15 protein-coding genes and 1 riboswitch are annotated in these 17377 nt (G+C 61.5%); of the genes, 4 read left to right on the top strand and 11 right to left on the bottom strand.

What is annotated here, in order from left to right:
* The first annotated feature begins 21 nt into the window (after positions 1 to 21).
* The gene (locus tag JN12_RS16900) at positions 22 to 243 is read left to right on the top strand and encodes a hypothetical protein (protein ID WP_145024913.1); all 222 of its coding nucleotides are present in this window, start codon (positions 22 to 24) and stop codon (positions 241 to 243) included.
* Between the two features lie 75 nt (positions 244 to 318).
* The gene (locus JN12_RS16905) at positions 319 to 690 is read left to right on the top strand and encodes a pyridoxamine 5'-phosphate oxidase family protein (RefSeq protein WP_145024915.1); all 372 of its coding nucleotides are present in this window, start codon (positions 319 to 321) and stop codon (positions 688 to 690) included.
* A gap of 112 nt (positions 691 to 802) precedes the next feature.
* Here the strand turns inward: JN12_RS16905 and JN12_RS16910 are convergent, their stop codons facing one another.
* Positions 803 to 1426 carry an outer membrane protein gene (locus tag JN12_RS16910; RefSeq protein ID WP_145024917.1) on the bottom strand — a complete coding sequence of 208 codons (624 nt, stop codon included), beginning with the start codon at positions 1424 to 1426 and terminating at the stop codon, positions 803 to 805.
* A gap of 115 nt (positions 1427 to 1541) precedes the next feature.
* Positions 1542 to 1618, bottom strand: a riboswitch (cyclic di-GMP riboswitch).
* A 289-nt stretch (positions 1619 to 1907) separates the two neighbouring features.
* On the opposite strand from JN12_RS16910, the gene JN12_RS16915 reads away from it, so the two are divergent.
* Together JN12_RS16915 and JN12_RS16920 are read left to right on the top strand one after the other, a co-directional pair.
* Positions 1908 to 4874 carry an NAD-glutamate dehydrogenase domain-containing protein gene (locus JN12_RS16915; RefSeq protein WP_145024919.1) on the top strand — a complete coding sequence of 989 codons (2967 nt, stop codon included), beginning with the start codon at positions 1908 to 1910 and terminating at the stop codon, positions 4872 to 4874.
* Positions 4875 to 4977: 103 nt separating this feature from the next.
* Positions 4978 to 5256 (top strand): DUF2442 domain-containing protein, encoded by a 279-nt coding sequence (locus JN12_RS16920; RefSeq protein WP_145024921.1) that lies wholly within the window; start codon positions 4978 to 4980, stop codon positions 5254 to 5256.
* 109 nt (positions 5257 to 5365) lie between these two features.
* On the opposite strand, the gene JN12_RS16925 is transcribed toward JN12_RS16920, so the two are convergent.
* The 10 genes from JN12_RS16925 to JN12_RS16970 form a co-directional block, all read right to left on the bottom strand.
* A complete protein-coding gene (locus JN12_RS16925; RefSeq protein ID WP_145024923.1) occupies positions 5366 to 6187 on the bottom strand; it encodes a CoA-transferase subunit beta in 822 nt (273 codons plus the stop codon).
* Position 6188: 1 nt separating this feature from the next.
* Positions 6189 to 7154 (bottom strand): CoA transferase subunit A, encoded by a 966-nt coding sequence (locus tag JN12_RS16930; protein WP_145024925.1) that lies wholly within the window; start codon positions 7152 to 7154, stop codon positions 6189 to 6191.
* A 235-nt stretch (positions 7155 to 7389) separates the two neighbouring features.
* Positions 7390 to 8547 carry an acyl-CoA dehydrogenase family protein gene (locus JN12_RS16935; RefSeq protein ID WP_145024927.1) on the bottom strand — a complete coding sequence of 386 codons (1158 nt, stop codon included), beginning with the start codon at positions 8545 to 8547 and terminating at the stop codon, positions 7390 to 7392.
* Between the two features lie 25 nt (positions 8548 to 8572).
* Entirely contained in the window at positions 8573 to 9397 is an 825-nt protein-coding gene (locus tag JN12_RS16940) for a CoA transferase (RefSeq protein ID WP_145024929.1), read from the bottom strand.
* Positions 9398 to 9474: 77 nt separating this feature from the next.
* Complete coding sequence (locus tag JN12_RS16945) at positions 9475 to 11469, bottom strand: heterodisulfide reductase-related iron-sulfur binding cluster (RefSeq protein ID WP_145024931.1); 1995 nt, start codon at positions 11467 to 11469, stop codon at positions 9475 to 9477.
* An 85-nt stretch (positions 11470 to 11554) separates the two neighbouring features.
* Positions 11555 to 12694, bottom strand: coding sequence for an acyl-CoA dehydrogenase (locus JN12_RS16950; RefSeq protein WP_145024933.1), 1140 nt, complete (start codon positions 12692 to 12694; stop codon positions 11555 to 11557).
* 82 nt (positions 12695 to 12776) lie between these two features.
* The gene (locus JN12_RS16955) at positions 12777 to 13559 is read right to left on the bottom strand and encodes an enoyl-CoA hydratase-related protein (RefSeq protein ID WP_145024935.1); all 783 of its coding nucleotides are present in this window, start codon (positions 13557 to 13559) and stop codon (positions 12777 to 12779) included.
* Positions 13560 to 13638: 79 nt separating this feature from the next.
* Positions 13639 to 14484, bottom strand: a complete 846-nt coding sequence (locus JN12_RS16960; RefSeq protein ID WP_145024937.1) for a 3-hydroxybutyryl-CoA dehydrogenase — start codon at positions 14482 to 14484, stop codon at positions 13639 to 13641.
* Between the two features lie 122 nt (positions 14485 to 14606).
* Entirely contained in the window at positions 14607 to 15782 is a 1176-nt protein-coding gene (locus tag JN12_RS16965; RefSeq protein ID WP_145024939.1) for a thiolase family protein, read from the bottom strand.
* A gap of 421 nt (positions 15783 to 16203) precedes the next feature.
* Positions 16204 to 17373 carry a M24 family metallopeptidase gene (locus tag JN12_RS16970; protein WP_145024941.1) on the bottom strand — a complete coding sequence of 390 codons (1170 nt, stop codon included), beginning with the start codon at positions 17371 to 17373 and terminating at the stop codon, positions 16204 to 16206.
* Positions 17374 to 17377: the final 4 nt, after the last annotated feature.

Consider the following 17377-nt stretch of genomic DNA (forward strand, 5'->3'; position numbering starts at 1 on the left):
AACAACAACAGGAGAACGCACATGACCTTTCAAAACGGATTAGGGGAGATGGCCATACAGGATGTGATCGCGCAGCACCCGACGGTGGGGGAGATTCTCGGTCGTTACGACATCGGCTGTGTCACCTGCAAGGTGGGGATCTGTCTGCTCAAGGACGTGGTAAGCATCCACGGCCTCTCGCCGGAGCAGGAGGCGGCGGTCGAGGCGGAGATCAATGCCTATCTGAACGGCAGCGTCGCCTGAAAAGGCCTGTCGTCGGCTCCGATGCAATTCATAGTGTAAGGCTGCATGACCATCAAATCACAGGAGGTAGTAACAATGATTCCCGAAAAACTGCTGGAAATAATGAAACAAGATGGCGTGGTTGCCATCGCTACGTTGGGCCAGGATGGGCCGCATATGGTCAATACCTGGAATAGTTACCTGCGCATCTCCCCCGACGGCCGTTTGCTGATCCCTGCCGGATACATGCATCGTACCGAGGCGAATATTGCCTTCAACCCTGAGGTGTTGATTACCCTGGGGAGCAGCAAAGTGCAGGGCTTGCATGGAGCAGGCGCCGGTTTCCTGATCAAGGGCAAAGCAACATTTATAACCTCCGGACCGGACTTTGATCTTATGAAGTCAAAATTCGATTGGTTGCGCGCCACATTGGCTGTTTCCCTTGATTCCGTTACTCAGACCTGGTAGTGATAACGGGATAGCCATGACCCCGGGGTGCCAACAGATGTGACCCGCAGGTTTCTCCTGAAAGAAAGCCCCGGAACCCGGGGCTTTCTTCGTTCTGTGGGGCCGATGCTCGTCAGTTGAAAAAATATCGGACGCCGAACGTTACGGAGAGGCTGGAGGGGGCAAAGTTGCCGACCTTGACGCCGCGGTAATCCCTGATGTCCGCATCGGGCGCGAACACTCCCTTCAACTGGCCGGTTACGGCCAATTGCTTGAGCACGAAGTAGTCGACCCCGCCCGACAGGTGGACCCCCACGACGCTGTCCGCGCTCCCGCCGGAACCGTCAACCGGCGAGAAATCGTTGACCAGGATGTCGAGGCCGGCACCGGCATAGGGTACGAGCTTCTTCACGGGCAGGTTGATGAAGCGGTACTGGGCTCCCAGGGAGATGTCGGTGGTGGCGAAATCGCCTTCTTCGAATCCGAAACCGTCATGGGCACGGAACTCCGTGTGGGTGATATCCAGCTCCGCTGCCCAGTTCTTGTCGATACCATAGATGAAACCGCCCCCCCCGATCACGCCCGTGTCGGTATCAGACTTCCGATAATGCGGGAAGTCGTTGAATTCGCTGTCCGCGGGGACCAGGAACCCGATGCGGCCGGTGACGCCGAACCTGTTCTGGATGCTGTCTGCAAGGGCAGTGGATGCCATGGACACAATAAGGGCGAAACATGCACATACGGCTATTTTTTTCATCTCTTCCTCCGGAAATAGTATAAGGCTTTGAAATGCATGCCGCTTTACGTGGAATCACCTCCTCTCTGGCCCCAGCCAGCGGCAACAAAAAAGCCGGGGCCGAAATCTGGAGTATTTCGGCAACCCGGCTGTCTCGGTGAGACCCTGTAGGCTTTCCGCCCCATCCTCGCGGATGGTTTAGTATTATCGTATACCAATGAAACTGTTTTGGAGCGAACGCATAATAGCCCAGGGTGGAGCTGAAATCAAGTCTGTATCACTCCGCAAGTTCCCCTCCCGCGATCGGACTGATCTTGGCTCTTTCGTCTCAATTTGGTACCTGTCCTCTTATCGTTCTTTTGGAACATTTCTTTTTATGTCAAGGTTCAGGTGCTGCATTGCTGTTGGGGCGTGTGGTTCACCGGCGCCTCCTCACTTATGCTTGCGCGGAAAATGTGTATACTTGGGTAAGCCATATGAACAGCGAGAGGAGTTCTTCACTATGAACGCAGCTTCCACCCCGGCCTCCGAGCGGGCGGCAAACCGCCGCTGGCTCCGGGAACAGATGAACCCCTATTTCTTCATTGCCATGAAAGACGAGCCGGAAGCGCTCGCCATGCTGGGCCGGGAGCTGGGAAGCCTGCACAGGAACCGCCGCCTTCTCCTGGCCGACCGGGACAACTCCCTCATCATGGCCCTGGTCAATCAGCCCGGGACCCTGTACGACACCCTGCGCCGGGTGCAGGAGCGGGAGATCTCCTACGCCATGATCGCCCATTCGGACGATCAGATCCCGGGGCTCGACCAGGTGCTGGAGATCCAGCGTTTCGAGTTCGACCGCAAGTGCAACGAAGATATCCTCGCCGGCAAAGAGGTGGTCGTCCCTTCCCGGATCAGGCGGCAGGTGGCAACGGCGCTGCGGAAATATTATCCCGAATTCGACCTGAAGAACCTGGACCGACTCCTCAGGATCATCTGGCTGAACAACGAGAACTACGTCCGGATCTCACCCCCCCGCCGGGTGGCACAACTGCTCCGCCTCTACCAGGAGGCGAACCGGCGGGGCGGGCTCTACCTGGATGTGGAGGAGATGGAAAACAGCGGTGCGGTCAGGGAGTCGCGGGTCTTTTTCGCGGTCGGCAACCCACCCCAGTATGATTTCCTCCTCCAGGTGATGGAGGTGTTCAACCGGCTCGATCTGGCGGTGAACCGGGCCTACTGTCTCACCATCTCCAACGGCATCCACCCGTACTTCCTGGGAACGTTCTACGTGCGCTGCCGGGATGGCGGGGTGCTGGGGAAGTGCGACCGGTCGTTCACCGCGCTCCAGCAGGAGCTGTCCAACACCCAGATCCTGGCCACCCGTTCCCAGGCCTACCGGGAACTGGTGACCACCGGCCTCATGGCCGGCGAGGACGCCTCGCTGGTCAACGCCTTCATCGCCTTCTGCCACACCAACCTGGCCCACAACCAGCCGGACCGCTTCGGCCTGGACGATGTGCGGGGGGCGTTCCTTTCCCATCCCGAGATCTCTCTGCAGCTGGCGCAGCTCTTCCGGGCCCGTTTCGACCCGGCCATTGCCGACCGGACCGCGCTCTATGAGCGGCTGCTGGACGAAACGGTGCGGGCCGTCGTTGAGTACAACACCGGGCACCGCTACCTGGACGAGGTGCGGCGCTCCATCTTCCGCTGTTGCCTGGCCTTCATTACCCACACCCTGAAGACCAATTTCTTCGTCGTCGAGAAGCAGGCCCTGGCCTTCCGTCTCGACCCGGCCTACCTGGCCGGACTTGGCCACGAATTCATTGCCGACCTCCCCCAGGTCGTGCCTTTTCGGATCACCTTCTTCTTCAGCCGGTACGGTTTCGGCTATCACATCGGCTTCTCGGACATCGCCCGGGGGGGGTGGCGGACGGTCATCGCCCGCAACGCCGATGACTTCATCACCAATGCCAATACCCTGTTCCGGGAGAACTTCGTCCTGGCCCACACCCAGCACCTGAAGAACAAGGATATCTATGAAGGGGGCTCCAAGCTGGTGATGATCCTGGACGCCTCGGACATGATGCGGGAACGGGAGCGGGAGATGGAAAACTGGCGCCTCTTCAAGCTCCAGTACGGCGTCACCAGCGCCTTTCTGGATATCTTCACCACTTCAGACGGTGTGGCCAGTCATCCGGCGGTGGTGGACTACTTCCGGGAGGAGGAGCCGATCGAGCTCGGGCCGGACGAGAACATGCACGACAGCATGATCGAGGCGATTGCCAAGCTTTCCAGCCAGCGGGGCTACCTGCTGGGAATCGGCATCATCTCCAGCAAAAAGGTGGGGATCAACCACAAGGAGTACGGGGTCACCTCCACCGGGGTGGTGAAGTTCGCCGAGATCACCATGAAGGAGCTGGGGATCGATATCCGGACCGAGCCGTTCTCGATGAAGTTCACCGGCGGGCCCAACGGCGACGTGGCCGGGAACGCCATGCGGCTGATCCTGGAGCGCTGTCCCCAGGTGCGGATCCGGCTGATCCTGGACGGTACCGCTGCCGTGTGCGACCTGGAGGGGGCCGATCATGGCGCGCTCAAGCGGATTCTGCTCAAGCAGGATCTGGACGCCTTTGATCCTGAGGCACTCCACCCGGGCGGCTTCATGCTCTTTCGCACCGGCAGCCGCCGGGAAGGGCTCCGGGAGCTCTACCGGAAGGTGACGAAGCGAGGGTCGGTCCTGCAGGAGGAATGGATCTCCATTGACGAGTTCTCCCGGGAATACGGCGACCTGGTCTTCAGTGTACCGGCAGACCTGTTCATCCCGGGTGGCGGCCGTCCCGAGACCATCGACAGCGACAACTGGGAGCGGTTCTTTCAGCCGGACGGCACACCGTCGGCCAAGGCGATCGTGGAGGGGGCCAACTCCTTCATCACCCCCGAGGCCCGCGTCCAGCTGCAGAAGAAGGGTATCCTGATCATGCGCGACGCCTCGGCCAACAAGTGCGGCGTCATCTCCTCCTCCTACGAGATCATCGCCAACCTGCTCCTGAGCGAACAGGAGTTCCTGGCCGACAAGGAGCACTACGTGGGGGATGTGCTGACGATCCTGGAGAAGCGGGCCGAGGACGAGGCCAGGCTGATCCTGAAGCGCCGCCGCGAGCACCCCACACTTCTCTGTACCGAGATATCCGATAGCCTGAGCAGTGAAATAAACGGCCATTACGCCCGGCTGTTCCGCTTCTTCCAGGGGCAGCCCGACCTCTGTGACCAGCCGCTGTTCAGGCGGGCGATTCTCTCCCACCTGCCGCGGATCATCCGCGAGGAGCCCCGGTACCGCAAGCGGATCGGCCGGATGCCCAGGAAATACCTCTTTGCCATCCTGGCCGCGGAAATCGCCTCGTCCATGGTCTACCGCGGCGACCAGGAGACCGATTTCGCGGACACGCTCCGGCTGTACCTGGCAAGGAACTTTCCCGCCAGGGGATGATCCTTTATTGAAGATCGCGCTTTGATTTATGAATGTTTCGTGGGTTGTTTCGTTATGATATGGCTTGTTTATGAGCATGCGGCTCTGCTCACGGAGAAATGGGATGAAATCCACGGCACGAAAAAATGAACTGACCGAACCGGCAGCAATAAGAGCCTGGACGGAACAACGGACCGTCTTTGTCGAGCTTACCGACGGCAGGATAATCGGTTTTCCTGCGGCACGTTTCAAACTGCTGGCCGTTGCCACCGATGAGCAACTGGCTGAAGTCACGCTGCGGCTCAATGGCTATGCCCTGCGCTGGGAATCGCTTGATGAAGATATTACGGTGCCCGGCATTGTCGCCGGAAATTTCCAACTCCCCTATCTGGTGGCAGAGTAGGCTCCCTCTCTGTTGAGCGGGCCCTTATTCCCGGGCTGTCCGGGCGACAACAAGCCCCTGCTGCGGTCGGTTCGCAACAGGGGCCTTTTTGCATCAAGGGTACCGTGTGTTACCCCTTCTTCACCTTGGGAATGAAGATCTGCTCCGGGTCCAGCACCTCATGGATCAGGCGGAGCTCCTCCCGGGTCGGGGGGAGGGTTTCGCCGCTGACGCGGGAGATGTCCAGATCGAAGTGGCACATCTCCCGGATCTCTGCCGGGCTCTTGCCGGGGTGGCAGCTGTCCAGGTAGATCCGGCCGGTCTCGTCGTCGAACCGGAAGACCCCGGCCGTGCTGATCACCGCCGACGGTCCCCCCCGGAAGGCGGCGCCGTACAGCTCCCGACGATGGACGAACTCGCCGCCCGGCCATTTCTTCACCCGCCACCCCGGGCTGGTGATGTAGCTGACGTGGGGGGTGAACCGCCTTTTTTCGTGGACCATGATGAAGACGGTCCGCTTGGCAAAGGAGTTGATGTCCGGGTTGCCGCCGCTGCCGGTGAGGCGGAGCTCCGGATTCAGGTAGTCGCCGATGACCGTAGTGTTCACGTTGCCGTACTCGTCCACTTCCGCGCCGCCGAGGAAGCCGAGGTCCACGTACCCCCGCTGGGCGATGCTGAAGGCGTCATAGAGCCCCGAGGCGCGGGATGCCCCCATCTCGCAGCGGGCATCCCCCACGGAGGTGGGAATCTCCGGCGGCCGCCCGTCCAGGGTGCCGGCCTCGAAGATCAGCTTCAGATTCGGGGCATGGGTCTTCTGGGCCAGCATGATCGCCACCATGGGGAGGCCGGTGCCGGCAAAGACGATCTCGTTGTCCTGCACCTCGCGGGAGGCGGCACAGCAGAGCAGATCGGCCAGCCCGTACTCTTCCGGGTTCGCATAGTTCGTGGTCATTTCATTGCCCCCTTTTCACCGATGTGGAGTAGTTGAGCGCGGTATTGGCCTTGAGATTCAGCATTCGCGGCCACCCGAGCTTGTCCAGGTAGCTCATCTGGTCCAGGCCGAAGATCCACTCCTTCGCGAACTCGTCAAACCCTTCCTGGGTGCGGGTCTTGCCGTAAAAATCCTTGAGGAAGGCGCCGTCCACGTCGTAGCGGCCGAACATGCCGGTGGGGTGGGCGCCGAAGGGACACTCAAGGATGTGGTCCACCTCGAAGCTGACGATGGTGTTCTGGTCGGCATTGCGCCGCAGGTACTCCTCGGGCACGATCTCCTCGGCCATGACGATGGTGATGTCCGCGGCCCGGGCCGCTTCCGGGTCGGAATAGTACTGGCCACTCACCCGCACCGTCCCCTCTTCCCCCACCTGCTGCACGCACATGATCGCGATGTCCACCTTGGCTGCCGGCACCAGCACCTGGGAGCCGGCGCCGAAGAACGGGTCCTCGGTGAAGACGTACTTTTGGCTGGCGATCCGTTTGCCGTCGCGCCTGCCGGCGTTGCCCAGGGTGTCGTACGCCGGGTTGTGGATGTCGGTTCCCAGCGAGGTCTGGGTGACGGCATAGGGGGCGCCGCTGGCCGCGGCGGCGAACCGGAACATCATCTCCGCGTGGCTGTAGTCCTCGACGAGGATCTCCTTGTTCCCCACCCGGCGGGAGAGGTTGGCGCCATACTTGCCGTACAGTTCGTGGCCGACCCAGCACGATTCCCAGATATCGACGCAGCCGGCGCCGACCAGGAATTCGGTATGGGGGCCGCCGTTCACCTCGATCAGGTGGAGCCCCTTTCGTCCCTGGCGGATCAGTTCATAGACCAGGGCCATGGGGCGTCGCCAGATGGTGAAGCCGGAAAAGGTGAGACTGGAGCCGTCCTTGACGATCTCGGCGGCCTGCTGCAGGGTGATGCGCTTGCTGTTGCCCATGTATTCCTCCTTTTAGGCGCTTACGACGTAAGACTTCACAAGAAGTGAGCAAACCTGAACTGCAATTGAACGCGGATGGACGCGGATTGACTGGATTTACGCGGACTTGAAAAATCTATTTCTGTTTCGCTTTTATCCGCGTTGATCCGCTGTTATCAGCGTTGATCCGTGTTGAATAGCCTTTGGTTTTTTCTGTTTGGTTCCGGCTTGGGGTAAACTCTTTTCTGATATTCGTTCAATTGAAGTTCCGCAGTATCTCCCGGGAGATGATCACCCGCTGGATCTCGTTGGTCCCCTCGTAGATGGCGGTGATGCGGGCGTCGCGGGCATACCGTTCCACCGGGAAGTCCTGGGTGTAGCCGTAACCGCCGAGCATCTGTACGGCGGCGAAGCAGGCACGGTTGGCCGCTTCGGTGGCATACATCTTGGCCATGGAGGCTTCCTTGGCGAACGTCTTGCCGCTGTCCTTGCGGAAGGCCGCATTCATCAGCAGCAGACGGGCCGCTTCAAGTTCCGTGTAGTGGTCGGCAACCATCCACTGGATCGCCTGGAAGTTGCTGATCTTCTGGCCGAACTGTGACCGCTCCGTGGTGTAGCGGGTGGCATGGTCCATGGCTGCCAGACCCACACCCAGTCCCAGCGACCCGATGCCGATCCGGCCGCCGGCCAGTTCCGCCACGGCGGTGCGGAAGCCGTCGTTCAGTTTCCCCATGAGTGCCGATTTCGGGATGCGGCAGTCGTCGAAGATGACCTCGTTGGTGGCCGAGGCGTGCTGCCCCATCTTCTTTTCTTCCTTGCCGATGACCAGCCCCTTGGTGCCCGCCTCCACCAGGAAGCAGCTGATCCCCTTTCCCTTGGGGGCCTCCTTGTCGGTTACCGCCCAGACCACGAAGACCCCGGCGTAGGGGGCGCTGGTGATAAAAATTTTGGTGCCGTTCAGCACATAGCTATCCCCGTCGTCAACCGCCCGGGTGACCATGCCGGACGGGTCGGAGCCGGCGCCGGTCTCGGTCAGGGCAAAGCCGCCGGCGGCATACTCGCCGGAGCAGATCTTCGGGATGTACGCCTTTTTCTGCGCTTCGTTGCCGATGGCCTGGATCACCTCGCAGACCATGTTGCTGACCGACACGGTCACGGCCGTGGAGGCGCAGGCCCGGGCAATCTCGGTCATGACCAGGCTGAAGCCGATGGTGCCGGCTTCGGTGCCGCCGAACTCCTCGCGGACGTTCAGCCCCATGAAGCCGAGCTCGGCCAGCTTTTTCAGGTTGGCGAGCATCGGTGCCCGGTCGTGCCCCTGGTCAAGCTGGGCCGCCACCGGCTCCAGCTCGGCCTTGGCGAACTCCCGGGCGGTGTCCTGAATCAGTTTCTGCTCTTCCGTCAGATCGAGAAACATTGCTCTCCTCCAGTCTGGTGGTTGGTTACATCCGGGCGGCAACGATCGGCACATCCCGCTCCTGTCCCCACTGCTGCCAGTCCGCGGAACTTTTCGTCAGGAACGCGGCCTGGTACTCGTCTCTGGTTCGCACAGCCAGTGCCTCCTCCAGCCGTGTCTTGAAATGGGGTTCCAGGGCTGCCACGGCAACCCAGCCGTCCATGGTCCGGTACACGTTGTATTCGGGAATGCCGCCGCCGAAGATGGCTCCCGGCGCTGTGGTGCCGAAGCGGAGCGGTTCGGCCATGGCTGCGGCCGCATCGGACAGGGCCACTTCGGCATAGCCGCCGCCATGGCCCCGTTCACGGGCCAAAAGCAGCGCCAGGGCGGCACTGACCGTCTTTTCGGCGCCGGCCATGTCGGCCAGCAGGGAGCGTGGCATATGGGGCGGGTTCAGGAGCCCCAGCGTGGCCTGGTAGGTGAGGTCGTGGCCGGCCTCGTTCTCGCGGGGGGAGGGATAACCGACAACGGCCACCTGGCAGAGCCGCGGGAGCTTTTCGTGCAGTGTTGTCCAGTCCAGCCCCAGCCTCTCCATGGCCGCCGGTCGGCTGGAGGTGATGAGGAGGTCCGCATCGGCCAGGAGCGCCATCATCTGGGCACGCCCTTCGGCCGCCTTCAGGTCGAGGGTGACGATCGTCGAGCCCGTGCCCAGGTTCCGATGCCAGTCGGCGTGGTACAGAACCATCGGGTCGCCCGTGGGCGGCTCCACTTTGATCACGGCCGCTCCCAGCTCCGCCAGCCGCCGCGCCGCTGCCGGGCCCGGCAGGTTGACCGAGAGGTTGACAATCGTTATGCCGTCAAGAAGGTTCATGGACTCTCCTGTTAATTCTGATGGGTAGGGGCGATCCTTGTGATCGCCCTTTCAATGGGCGAATACAAGATTCGCCCCTACGAAAACGCGATTCTTTCCGCCACGATCTCCGCCAGGTCCCTGACGACGATCGCCCCTTCGGCGCCGCCGGTCTTGATGCCGTCCTCGAACATGGTGAGGCAGAAGGGGCAGTTGGAGACCAGGAGCGGTGCTCCGGTGTCGGTGGCCATCCTGACCCTGGTTTCGCTGATCTTGGTGCCGATCTTCTCCTCGGCCAGAATCCGGCCGCCGCCGGCGCCGCAGCAGAAGCTGTCGTACCCGGATTGGGCCATTTCGGTGAGCCTGCCGCCGGCCCGGGCGAGGATCTCCCGCGGCTGGTCGAGGATGTCCATGTAGCGGCCGATGTAGCAGGAGTCGTGGTAGGTGTAGCTGAACGGTTCTTCGGCCGCCTTGAGGTTGATCTCTCCCTTTTTCAGCAGTGCGTGGATAAAAGTGGTGTAGTGCTCCACCGGCAGATCCATCCCCAGGTCCCTGTAGTCGCGGGCCAGGGTGTTGAAGCAGTGGGGGCAGGTGGTGACGATCCGCTTCACGCCATATCCCTTGATCAGCTCGATGTTCTCAGCCGCCACCATCTGGTACAGGTACTCGTTCCCCAGCTTTCTGACCGGCTCGCCGCAGCACTTCTCCTCCTTGCCGAGGATGCCGACCCGTATCCCGGCGCTGGCGCAGATTCTGACGAAGTTCCTGGCCACCTCCCGGTTTCGCTTGTCAAAGGAGGCGTAGCAGCCGACAAAGTAGAGGATATCTACCTCGGCGCCGCTCTCCATGAGGGTGACGTCGAGCCCCTCGGCCCACTCGCCCCGGCTCGCATAGGCAAGGCCGAACGGGTTGCCGTTCACCTCGGTGTTGCCGGTGGCGGTCCTTACCTCGTCGCCGGGGAAGGCGCCTTCCATGAGGGTAAGGTTGCGGCGCATCTCCAGGATCTTGTTGACGTGCTCGATGTTGGCCGGGCAGATGTCCTGGCAGGCCCGGCAGGTGGTGCAGGCCCAGAGGACGTCCTGGCTCACCACCTGACAGAGGTCGCTTGCGGGGTTGCCGAGGGCTGCCTCGCCGATCTGTTTGACCACCTTCATGGGGGAGAGGGGCTTGTCGGTGGCCCAGGCCGGGCAGCGGTCCTGGCACCGCTTGCAGGTGGTGCAGGCATCGGCGTCGAAGATGTCCTTCCAGGTGAGGTCGGTGACCCTGGCCGCGCCGAACTGTTCGACCCCTTCTTCCTCCATGTTGATGGTGGGGATGAATCCCTTGTCCTCGAACGGGGCAAAGAAGGAGTTGATGCTGGTGGTGAAGATGTGGCGCAGCTTGGTATACGGGATGGCGTAGAAGAAGCCGAGCACCAGGGCGAAGTGGAGCCACCAGAGGATTTTGTGGGTGGTTCTGATCGATTCCGGGGTGAAACTCGTGAAGAGCTGGGCCACGAGTAAGCCGCCGGGAGAGAAGTGAGCCAGGCGGGGGTTCTGCTGCAGTTCGGTCACGGCCATCCGCGCCCCTTCGATCAGGAAGCCGGTGATCAGGATGGCGAACAGGAGCAGGTGGATGATGTAGTCCTGGTCGATGGTCTCAAGTCCCGGCGGCTTGATGATGAAGCGGCGGATGAAGAGGCCGGCCAGCATCAGGATGGCCACGATGCCGGCGATGTCCAGCACCAGGGAGAACGCCTCGTAGAAAGGGCCGGACAGGATGTTTACCTGCATCAGCGGCGTGAAGAAATCGGCCTGGAACATCACCAGTGTGGTGCCGGCAAACAGGGTGAGAAACCCCCAGAAGAAGAGAGCATGGGGGATGCCGCCGTCCTTGACCCGCTGGATCTTCTCCTGGCTGAAGACGTCGGCAATGAGCAACTTCACCCGCTCCTCGTACCGGTCGAAGCGATTCAATGGCTTTCCCAGGCGGTACATGGGGAGGCGCTTCCAGAAGCCCCATGCCAGCAGTGCCACGGCGGCAAAGCTCAGGATGTACATGGGGATGACCACGCCGTGGCCGACGTTCCAGTAGATCTCGCGGGTTGATTCCATAGATTGATTCCTTGTAGGGGCGATCCTTGTGATCGCCCACGCAGCGGGCGAATACAAGATTCGCCCCTACAAAAACCATCAGACCTTACGACAACAGCAGCTTGGAAATGACCACCCTCTGCACCTCATTGGTCCCCTCGTAGATCTCGGTGATCTTGGCATCGCGGTACATCCGCTCCACCTCGTAGTCGCAGATGAAACCGTAGCCGCCGTGGATCTGGATCGCCTCCTTGGTGACGTAGGTGGCAGCTTCCGAGGCGAGCATCTTGCACATGGCCGATTCCATGGTGTAGTTCTTCTTGCTGTCCTTCAGGCAGGCGGCCTTGTAGGTCATCAGCTTGCTGGTCTCGATCCGGGCATACATGTCGGCCAGCTTGAACTGAATCGCCTGCAGGTCGCAGATCGGGGCGCCGAACTGCTTGCGCTCCTTGGAGTAGGCCAGTGCCCGCTCAAAGGCCCCCTCGGCGATCCCGAGCGCCTGGGAGGCGATGCCGATCCGGCCGCCGTTCAGGGTGTCCATGGCGATCTTGAACCCCTGTCCCTCCTGGCCGAGGAGGTTTTCCGCGGGGATACGGACACTGTCCAGGGCAAAAGCGGTGGTGTAGCTCCCCCGGATGCCGAGCTTCTTCTCGTTCTTCAGGATCTCCACGCCCGGACTGTTCAGGTCGATGATGAAGGCGGAAACCCCCTTGTGCTTGAGGCTCTTGTCATGGGTGGCGAACAGCACGCCGGTTCCCTTGTAGCCGCCGTTGGTAATGAAGATCTTGGAGCCGTTGACCACGAAGTGGTCTCCGTCCCGCTTGTAGGTAGTGGCAATGGCGCCGGCGTCGCTTCCGGCGTCCGGCTCGGTCAGGAGGAAACAGCCAATGATCTCGCCCCGGTTCAGGGGAGGAAGCCACTGCTTTTTCTGCTCCTCACTGCCGAAGGTGTAGATCGGGCCGCAGGCAAGGGAGGTGTGGGCCGAGATCAGGACGCCGCTGGAGCCGCACGCCTTGGAGACCTCTTCCACAACAATGGAGTATGAAAGCATGTCCAGGCCGGCTCCACCATACTCCTCGGGGAAGTAGCTGCCGAGAAATCCCATCTCCCCCATCTTTCTCACCAAGGCGTCGGGGATCATATGCTCCTCGTCGATCTGCATGGCGAGCGGCTTGATCTCCTTGTTGACGAAGTCGCGTACGCTGTCCTGCAATACCCTGTGGTCCTGGCTCAGTTCGAAATTCATCGGTCTCTCCTCCGTATGTGCGTAGGGGCGGGGTTTCCCCGCCCGGTTTCCCCGCCTAGGGCGCGGCGACCGCGCCCCTACATTATTTTCCTTTGAATGCTGCCTTCCGCTTCTCCACGAACGCCCCCATCCCTTCCTTCTGGTCCTCGGTGGAGAACAGGACCCCGAACAGGGAAGCCTCGTAGCGGAAGCCGTCCTCCTTGGTCATGTTCAGCCCGTTGGCAATGGCGTCCTTGGCGTAGGAAACGCCGAGCGCCCCTGCGCCGGCAATGGCGGCGGCCGTCTCCTGTGTCTTGGCCAGCAGCTCCTCCGGGGGGAACAGCTCGTTGACGATCCCCCAGGCCAGGGCCTTGTCGGCCGTGATCATCCTGCCGGTGAAGATCAGCTCGTTGGCCCTGCTCTTGCCGATCAGCCGCGCCAGGTTCTGGGTGCCGCCAAAGCCGGGCGTGATCCCCAGCGTCACTTCCGGGAAGCCGAGCTTGGCCCTGGTGGAGGCATAGATGAAGTCGCACCCCAGCGCCAGTTCCAGGCCGCCCCCCAGGGCAAAGCCGTTGACTGCGCCAATGACCGGCTTCTTCATCTTCTCCATGGCCATCATGACATGCTGTCCCTTGAGTGCGAACCGGTGTCCCTCGTAGGAGGTCATGGGAGCCATCTCCTTGATGTCGGCCCCGGCCACGAACGCCTTTTCGCCGGCCCCGGTCAGCACCACCACCTTGACGGCCGGGTCGTATTCGAGCTCGTACAGGGCGCAGGCCAGCTCTCCCAGGAGTTCGCTGTTGAGGGCGTTCAGACTCTCCGGCCGGTTGACCGTGAGGGTGGCAACACCGGCATTGTTTTCGATCAACAGGGTTTTGTATTCCATATGATCCTCCCGTAGGGGCGATCCTTGTGATCGCCCATGCAGCGGGCGAATACAAGATTCGCCCCTACAGTGTCCGACGTTAATAGGTGTAAAAACCCCGTCCCGACTTCCTCCCCAGGTCCCCCGCATTGACCATCTTCACCAGCAGCGGGCAGGGGCGGTACTTCGGGTCCTTGAAGCCGTCGTACAGGACGCCCGCTATGGCCAGCACCGTGTCCAAGCCGATGAAGTCGGCAAGCACGAGCGGTCCCATCGGCTGGTTGGTGCCGAGCTTCATCCCCTTGTCGATGTCCTCGGCCGTGGCGATCCCCTCGTAAAGGGCAAAGATCGCCTCGTTGATCATCGGGATCAGCACCCGGTTGACGATGAAGCCGGGATAGTCCTGGGAAACCGCCATCTCCTTCTCCAGCCCGGCCACCAGCGCTGCGGTAAGGGAAAAGGTCTCGTCGCTGGTGGCGTGGCCGCGGATCACCTCCACCAGTTTCATGACCGGCACCGGGTTCATGAAGTGCATGCCGATCACCTTGGTGGGCCGCTTGGTGACCGAGGCGATCTTGGTGATCGGGATGGAGGAGGTGTTGGAGGCGAGAATGGCACCCGGCTGGACGATCTCGTCCAGCTTGCGAAAGATATCCAGCTTCAGCGGTTCGTGCTCGGTGACCGCCTCGACGCAGAAGTCGCAGCCGGCCAGGTCGGCCATATTCTTCGTGGCCGTGATCCGGCCGACCGTCTCACCCACCAGAGACTCGGCAATGGCACCCTTCCTGGCCTGGCGCTCCAGGTTCTGGCGGATGGTATTGACCGCCTTTTCAAGCTGTGCCTCGGAGATGTCGTAGAGAAAAACCCGGTACCCATACTGGGCGAAGACGTGGGCAATGCCGTTTCCCATCTGTCCCGCGCCGAGCACCCCGACTGTCGTGATCATGAATTACCTCCCGAATAACGTTTAAAAGAGGGAATAACACGGAGCAACAGAGAAATCGCGATTCAAGATTCGGGGGCAGAGTCTTGCTCCGTTGCTCAGTTGCTCTGTGTTTAAAATGGTTCTTAAGTCCGTTCGAAAATGACCGCCACCGCCTCGCCGCCGCCGATGCAGAGCGTGGCCAGACCGTAGCGCTGTTTCCTCTGGTGCAGTTCGCGGATGACCGTTGCCGCCAGCCGGCCGCCGCTGGCGCCGATGGGGTGGCCGATGGCGCAGGCGCCGCCGTTGACGTTGACCTTGTCCAGCGGCAGGCCGAGCCCCTTGATCGCCAGCAGTGCCACCGAGGCGAACGCCTCGTTGATCTCGAACAGGTCGATGTCGGCCGGCTTCAGACCGGCCCTGGCACAGACCTTTTCGATGGCGCCGATGGGGGCCTCGGGGAAGTTGTCGGGATGGCGGCTTTCCGTGGCCGTGGCCACGATGCGTGCCTTGGGGGTGAGGTTATGTTTTTTTAGTCCGCTGCTGTCGGTCAACAGTGCCAGGGCGGCACCGTCGTTGATGCTGGAGGCGTTGCCGGCGGTGATGGTGCCGTCCTTCTTGAAGACCGCCTTCAACTGCGGCAGCTTGGCCGGGTCCCCCTTGAGCGGCTCCTCGTCCAGGGCCAGGGTTTCCTCCCCCTTTTTCCCCTTCTTCACCACCGGTACGATCTCATCGGCAAAGGTGCCGTTCTGCACCGCTGCCCGCGCCAGTTCGTAGGAACGGACGGCAAAGGCGTCCTGCTGCTCCCGGGTAAGACCGCCCCGCTCCGCGCTCGCCTCGCCGATATCGCCCATGTGACGGCCGGTGTAGGGGTCCTGCAGCCCATCGTAGATCATCAGGTCCAGCAGCTGGCCGTGTCCCATCCGGTAGCCGGTCCGGGCCTTGGGCAGGATGTAGGGGGCAAGGGACATGTTCTCCATGCCGCCGGCGATGACCACGCTGGATTCGCCGAGCCGGATGCTGTCGGCACCGAGCATGATTGCCTTGAGGCCGCTGCCGCAGACCTTGTTGATGGTCAGGGCGTGGGCCGAGTCGGGAATGCCGGCAGCCCGCATCGCCTGTCGGGCAGGGGCCTGGCCGCAGCCGCCGGAGAGGACCTGGCCGACGATGACCTCGTCCACCTGGTCGGCCGCCAGTCCGGTCTTCTGCAGAAGGCCGCGGATTACGGTCGCACCGAGTTGCGGAGCCTCGACGTCGGCAAACATGCCGCCAAACGAGCCAAACGGGGTTCGTAACGCTTCCACCACAAAGAGTTCGTTCATCCTGCTCCTCCGGGTTGATTTTGGGGTTGAATATACGCGTCGTTTACGTACAAGTCAAGCAATTTTAAAACGCAATTATTGTGATGCGAAAATGTTTCGTGCATGCACTGTCGCGAAGAAGTGGCAGTGAAGAGCATAAAATGACTAGCTAAAGACATTGGCTCGCGCGAAGGCGCAACGGCCGCGGAATAATAGAAGGGGTTGGAACTACTGACATGTCACGTTTCAGAGATGACATGTTTTTTTAAAGCTGTTTGATTGCTTCGTATTCTTTGTGACATCCGCGAGAGGATGCCTGGTATGTCTGATGCCGTTGCGGCGTTGCTACAGGAGGTGCCTGCAGGCGGAATAGGACGTTGGGGAAAGAGGGGCGGCCCGTCGACCGCCCCGTGTTGCAAGGGCTGCTGGCGGAGAAGCCCCGTTACAGGCTGACGATGTCGTCCGGCAGGTCGGTAAGTTTTTCACCGCCATGGGGGGTGACGGCAAAGGTGTTCTCGATGCCGATCACGCCGAAACCGGGGAGGACGAACTTCGGCTCAACGGCGATGGTCTGGCCTTCCTTAAGCGGTACCTTGAACCCTTGGGCCAGGACCGGGAATTCGTCCAGTTCCAGCCCGACGCCGTGACCGACGAACCTGGCGTTTTCACCCGGCACTCCCATGTAGTTCTTGCCCAGTCCGGCCTGTTCGGCCAGTTCCAGCGACTTCAGGAACAGCTCTTCGCAGATGACGCCCGGCTTCAGGTTCTCCACGATCTGTTGCTGGATGGCCAGGGCGGTGTCGAAGGCGTGCCGCAGCTCCGGGGCCAGGGTGCCGATCACGAAGAAGCGGGACATGTCGACGATGTAGCCGTTGAAGGTGCCGGTGTAGTCGAGCATTACCGGCGTGTCCCGCCGGATCTCAGCCGTGGAGGCGCCGTGGGGGAAGGCGCTGGAGAGCCCCTGTCCGGTGACGGCACCATCGAAGAACCCGGGCTCGGCGGCGCTGGTTGCCGAGACCGTCAACCCGTGGAACAGCTCCTGGTTGTAGGCCCGCATCCTGACATTCCCCTCGCTGCCGATCCTGCGCAGCCGAGCCTCGAACTCGGCTGCCACGTCGATCTCCCGCAGGCCGGTACGGAGGAATTCCGGCACCTGCCGGAAGATAGCGGCGAGCTTTGTCCCGCAGCGGCGCATCTGCTCCAGTTCCCAGGCCGTCTTGACCGAGCGGAGCTCCCGGTTGATGCCGGAAATGTCGACGAATTCCCGGCCTGGAAGGAGCTTGGCGAAGTAGTTGTACTGCTGCACCGGCACCACATCGAAGGTGATGCCGACCTTCTTCACCGTGTCGCTGAACAGGGCCGGGAACTCCTTGCTGGAAGGGAAGGGCACGGTCTTTTCGATCATGCTCTCCTTTACGGCGCGGGTAAGGCTCTTGCGCACCATGAGCAGCGGGTTGCCGTCGGCCGGAACCCAGAGGGTGGCGGTCTGGCGGGTACCGCTGAAGTAGTAGACATCGATGGCATGGATGATGAGCGCGCCGTCGATCCCCTTGGCGCGCAGTTCCTGTTGCAGGCGGATGATCCGCTGTTCCGATTCCATTTTGGTAAGCATTGTT

It is taken from the genome of Geobacter argillaceus, from assembly GCF_007830735.1.
Taxonomy (GTDB): Bacteria; Desulfobacterota; Desulfuromonadia; order Geobacterales; family DSM-12255; genus Geomobilibacter; species Geomobilibacter argillaceus.

Bases quoted from the DNA above. Each gene is read 5' to 3' on its own strand.
- JN12_RS16900 (WP_145024913.1), top strand. From the start codon at position 22: ATGACCTTTCAAAACGGATTAGGGGAGATGGCCATACAGGATGTGATC.
- JN12_RS16905 (WP_145024915.1), top strand. From the start codon at position 319: ATGATTCCCGAAAAACTGCTGGAAATAATGAAACAAGATGGCGTGGTT.
- JN12_RS16910 (WP_145024917.1), bottom strand. From the start codon at position 1,426: ATGAAAAAAATAGCCGTATGTGCATGTTTCGCCCTTATTGTGTCCATG.
- JN12_RS16915 (WP_145024919.1), top strand. From the start codon at position 1,908: ATGAACGCAGCTTCCACCCCGGCCTCCGAGCGGGCGGCAAACCGCCGC.
- JN12_RS16920 (WP_145024921.1), top strand. From the start codon at position 4,978: ATGAAATCCACGGCACGAAAAAATGAACTGACCGAACCGGCAGCAATA.
- JN12_RS16925 (WP_145024923.1), bottom strand. From the start codon at position 6,187: ATGACCACGAACTATGCGAACCCGGAAGAGTACGGGCTGGCCGATCTG.
- JN12_RS16930 (WP_145024925.1), bottom strand. From the start codon at position 7,154: ATGGGCAACAGCAAGCGCATCACCCTGCAGCAGGCCGCCGAGATCGTC.
- JN12_RS16935 (WP_145024927.1), bottom strand. From the start codon at position 8,547: ATGTTTCTCGATCTGACGGAAGAGCAGAAACTGATTCAGGACACCGCC.
- JN12_RS16940 (WP_145024929.1), bottom strand. From the start codon at position 9,397: ATGAACCTTCTTGACGGCATAACGATTGTCAACCTCTCGGTCAACCTG.
- JN12_RS16945 (WP_145024931.1), bottom strand. From the start codon at position 11,469: ATGGAATCAACCCGCGAGATCTACTGGAACGTCGGCCACGGCGTGGTC.
- JN12_RS16950 (WP_145024933.1), bottom strand. From the start codon at position 12,694: ATGAATTTCGAACTGAGCCAGGACCACAGGGTATTGCAGGACAGCGTA.
- JN12_RS16955 (WP_145024935.1), bottom strand. From the start codon at position 13,559: ATGGAATACAAAACCCTGTTGATCGAAAACAATGCCGGTGTTGCCACC.
- JN12_RS16960 (WP_145024937.1), bottom strand. From the start codon at position 14,484: ATGATCACGACAGTCGGGGTGCTCGGCGCGGGACAGATGGGAAACGGC.
- JN12_RS16965 (WP_145024939.1), bottom strand. From the start codon at position 15,782: ATGAACGAACTCTTTGTGGTGGAAGCGTTACGAACCCCGTTTGGCTCG.
- JN12_RS16970 (WP_145024941.1), bottom strand. From the start codon at position 17,373: ATGCTTACCAAAATGGAATCGGAACAGCGGATCATCCGCCTGCAACAG.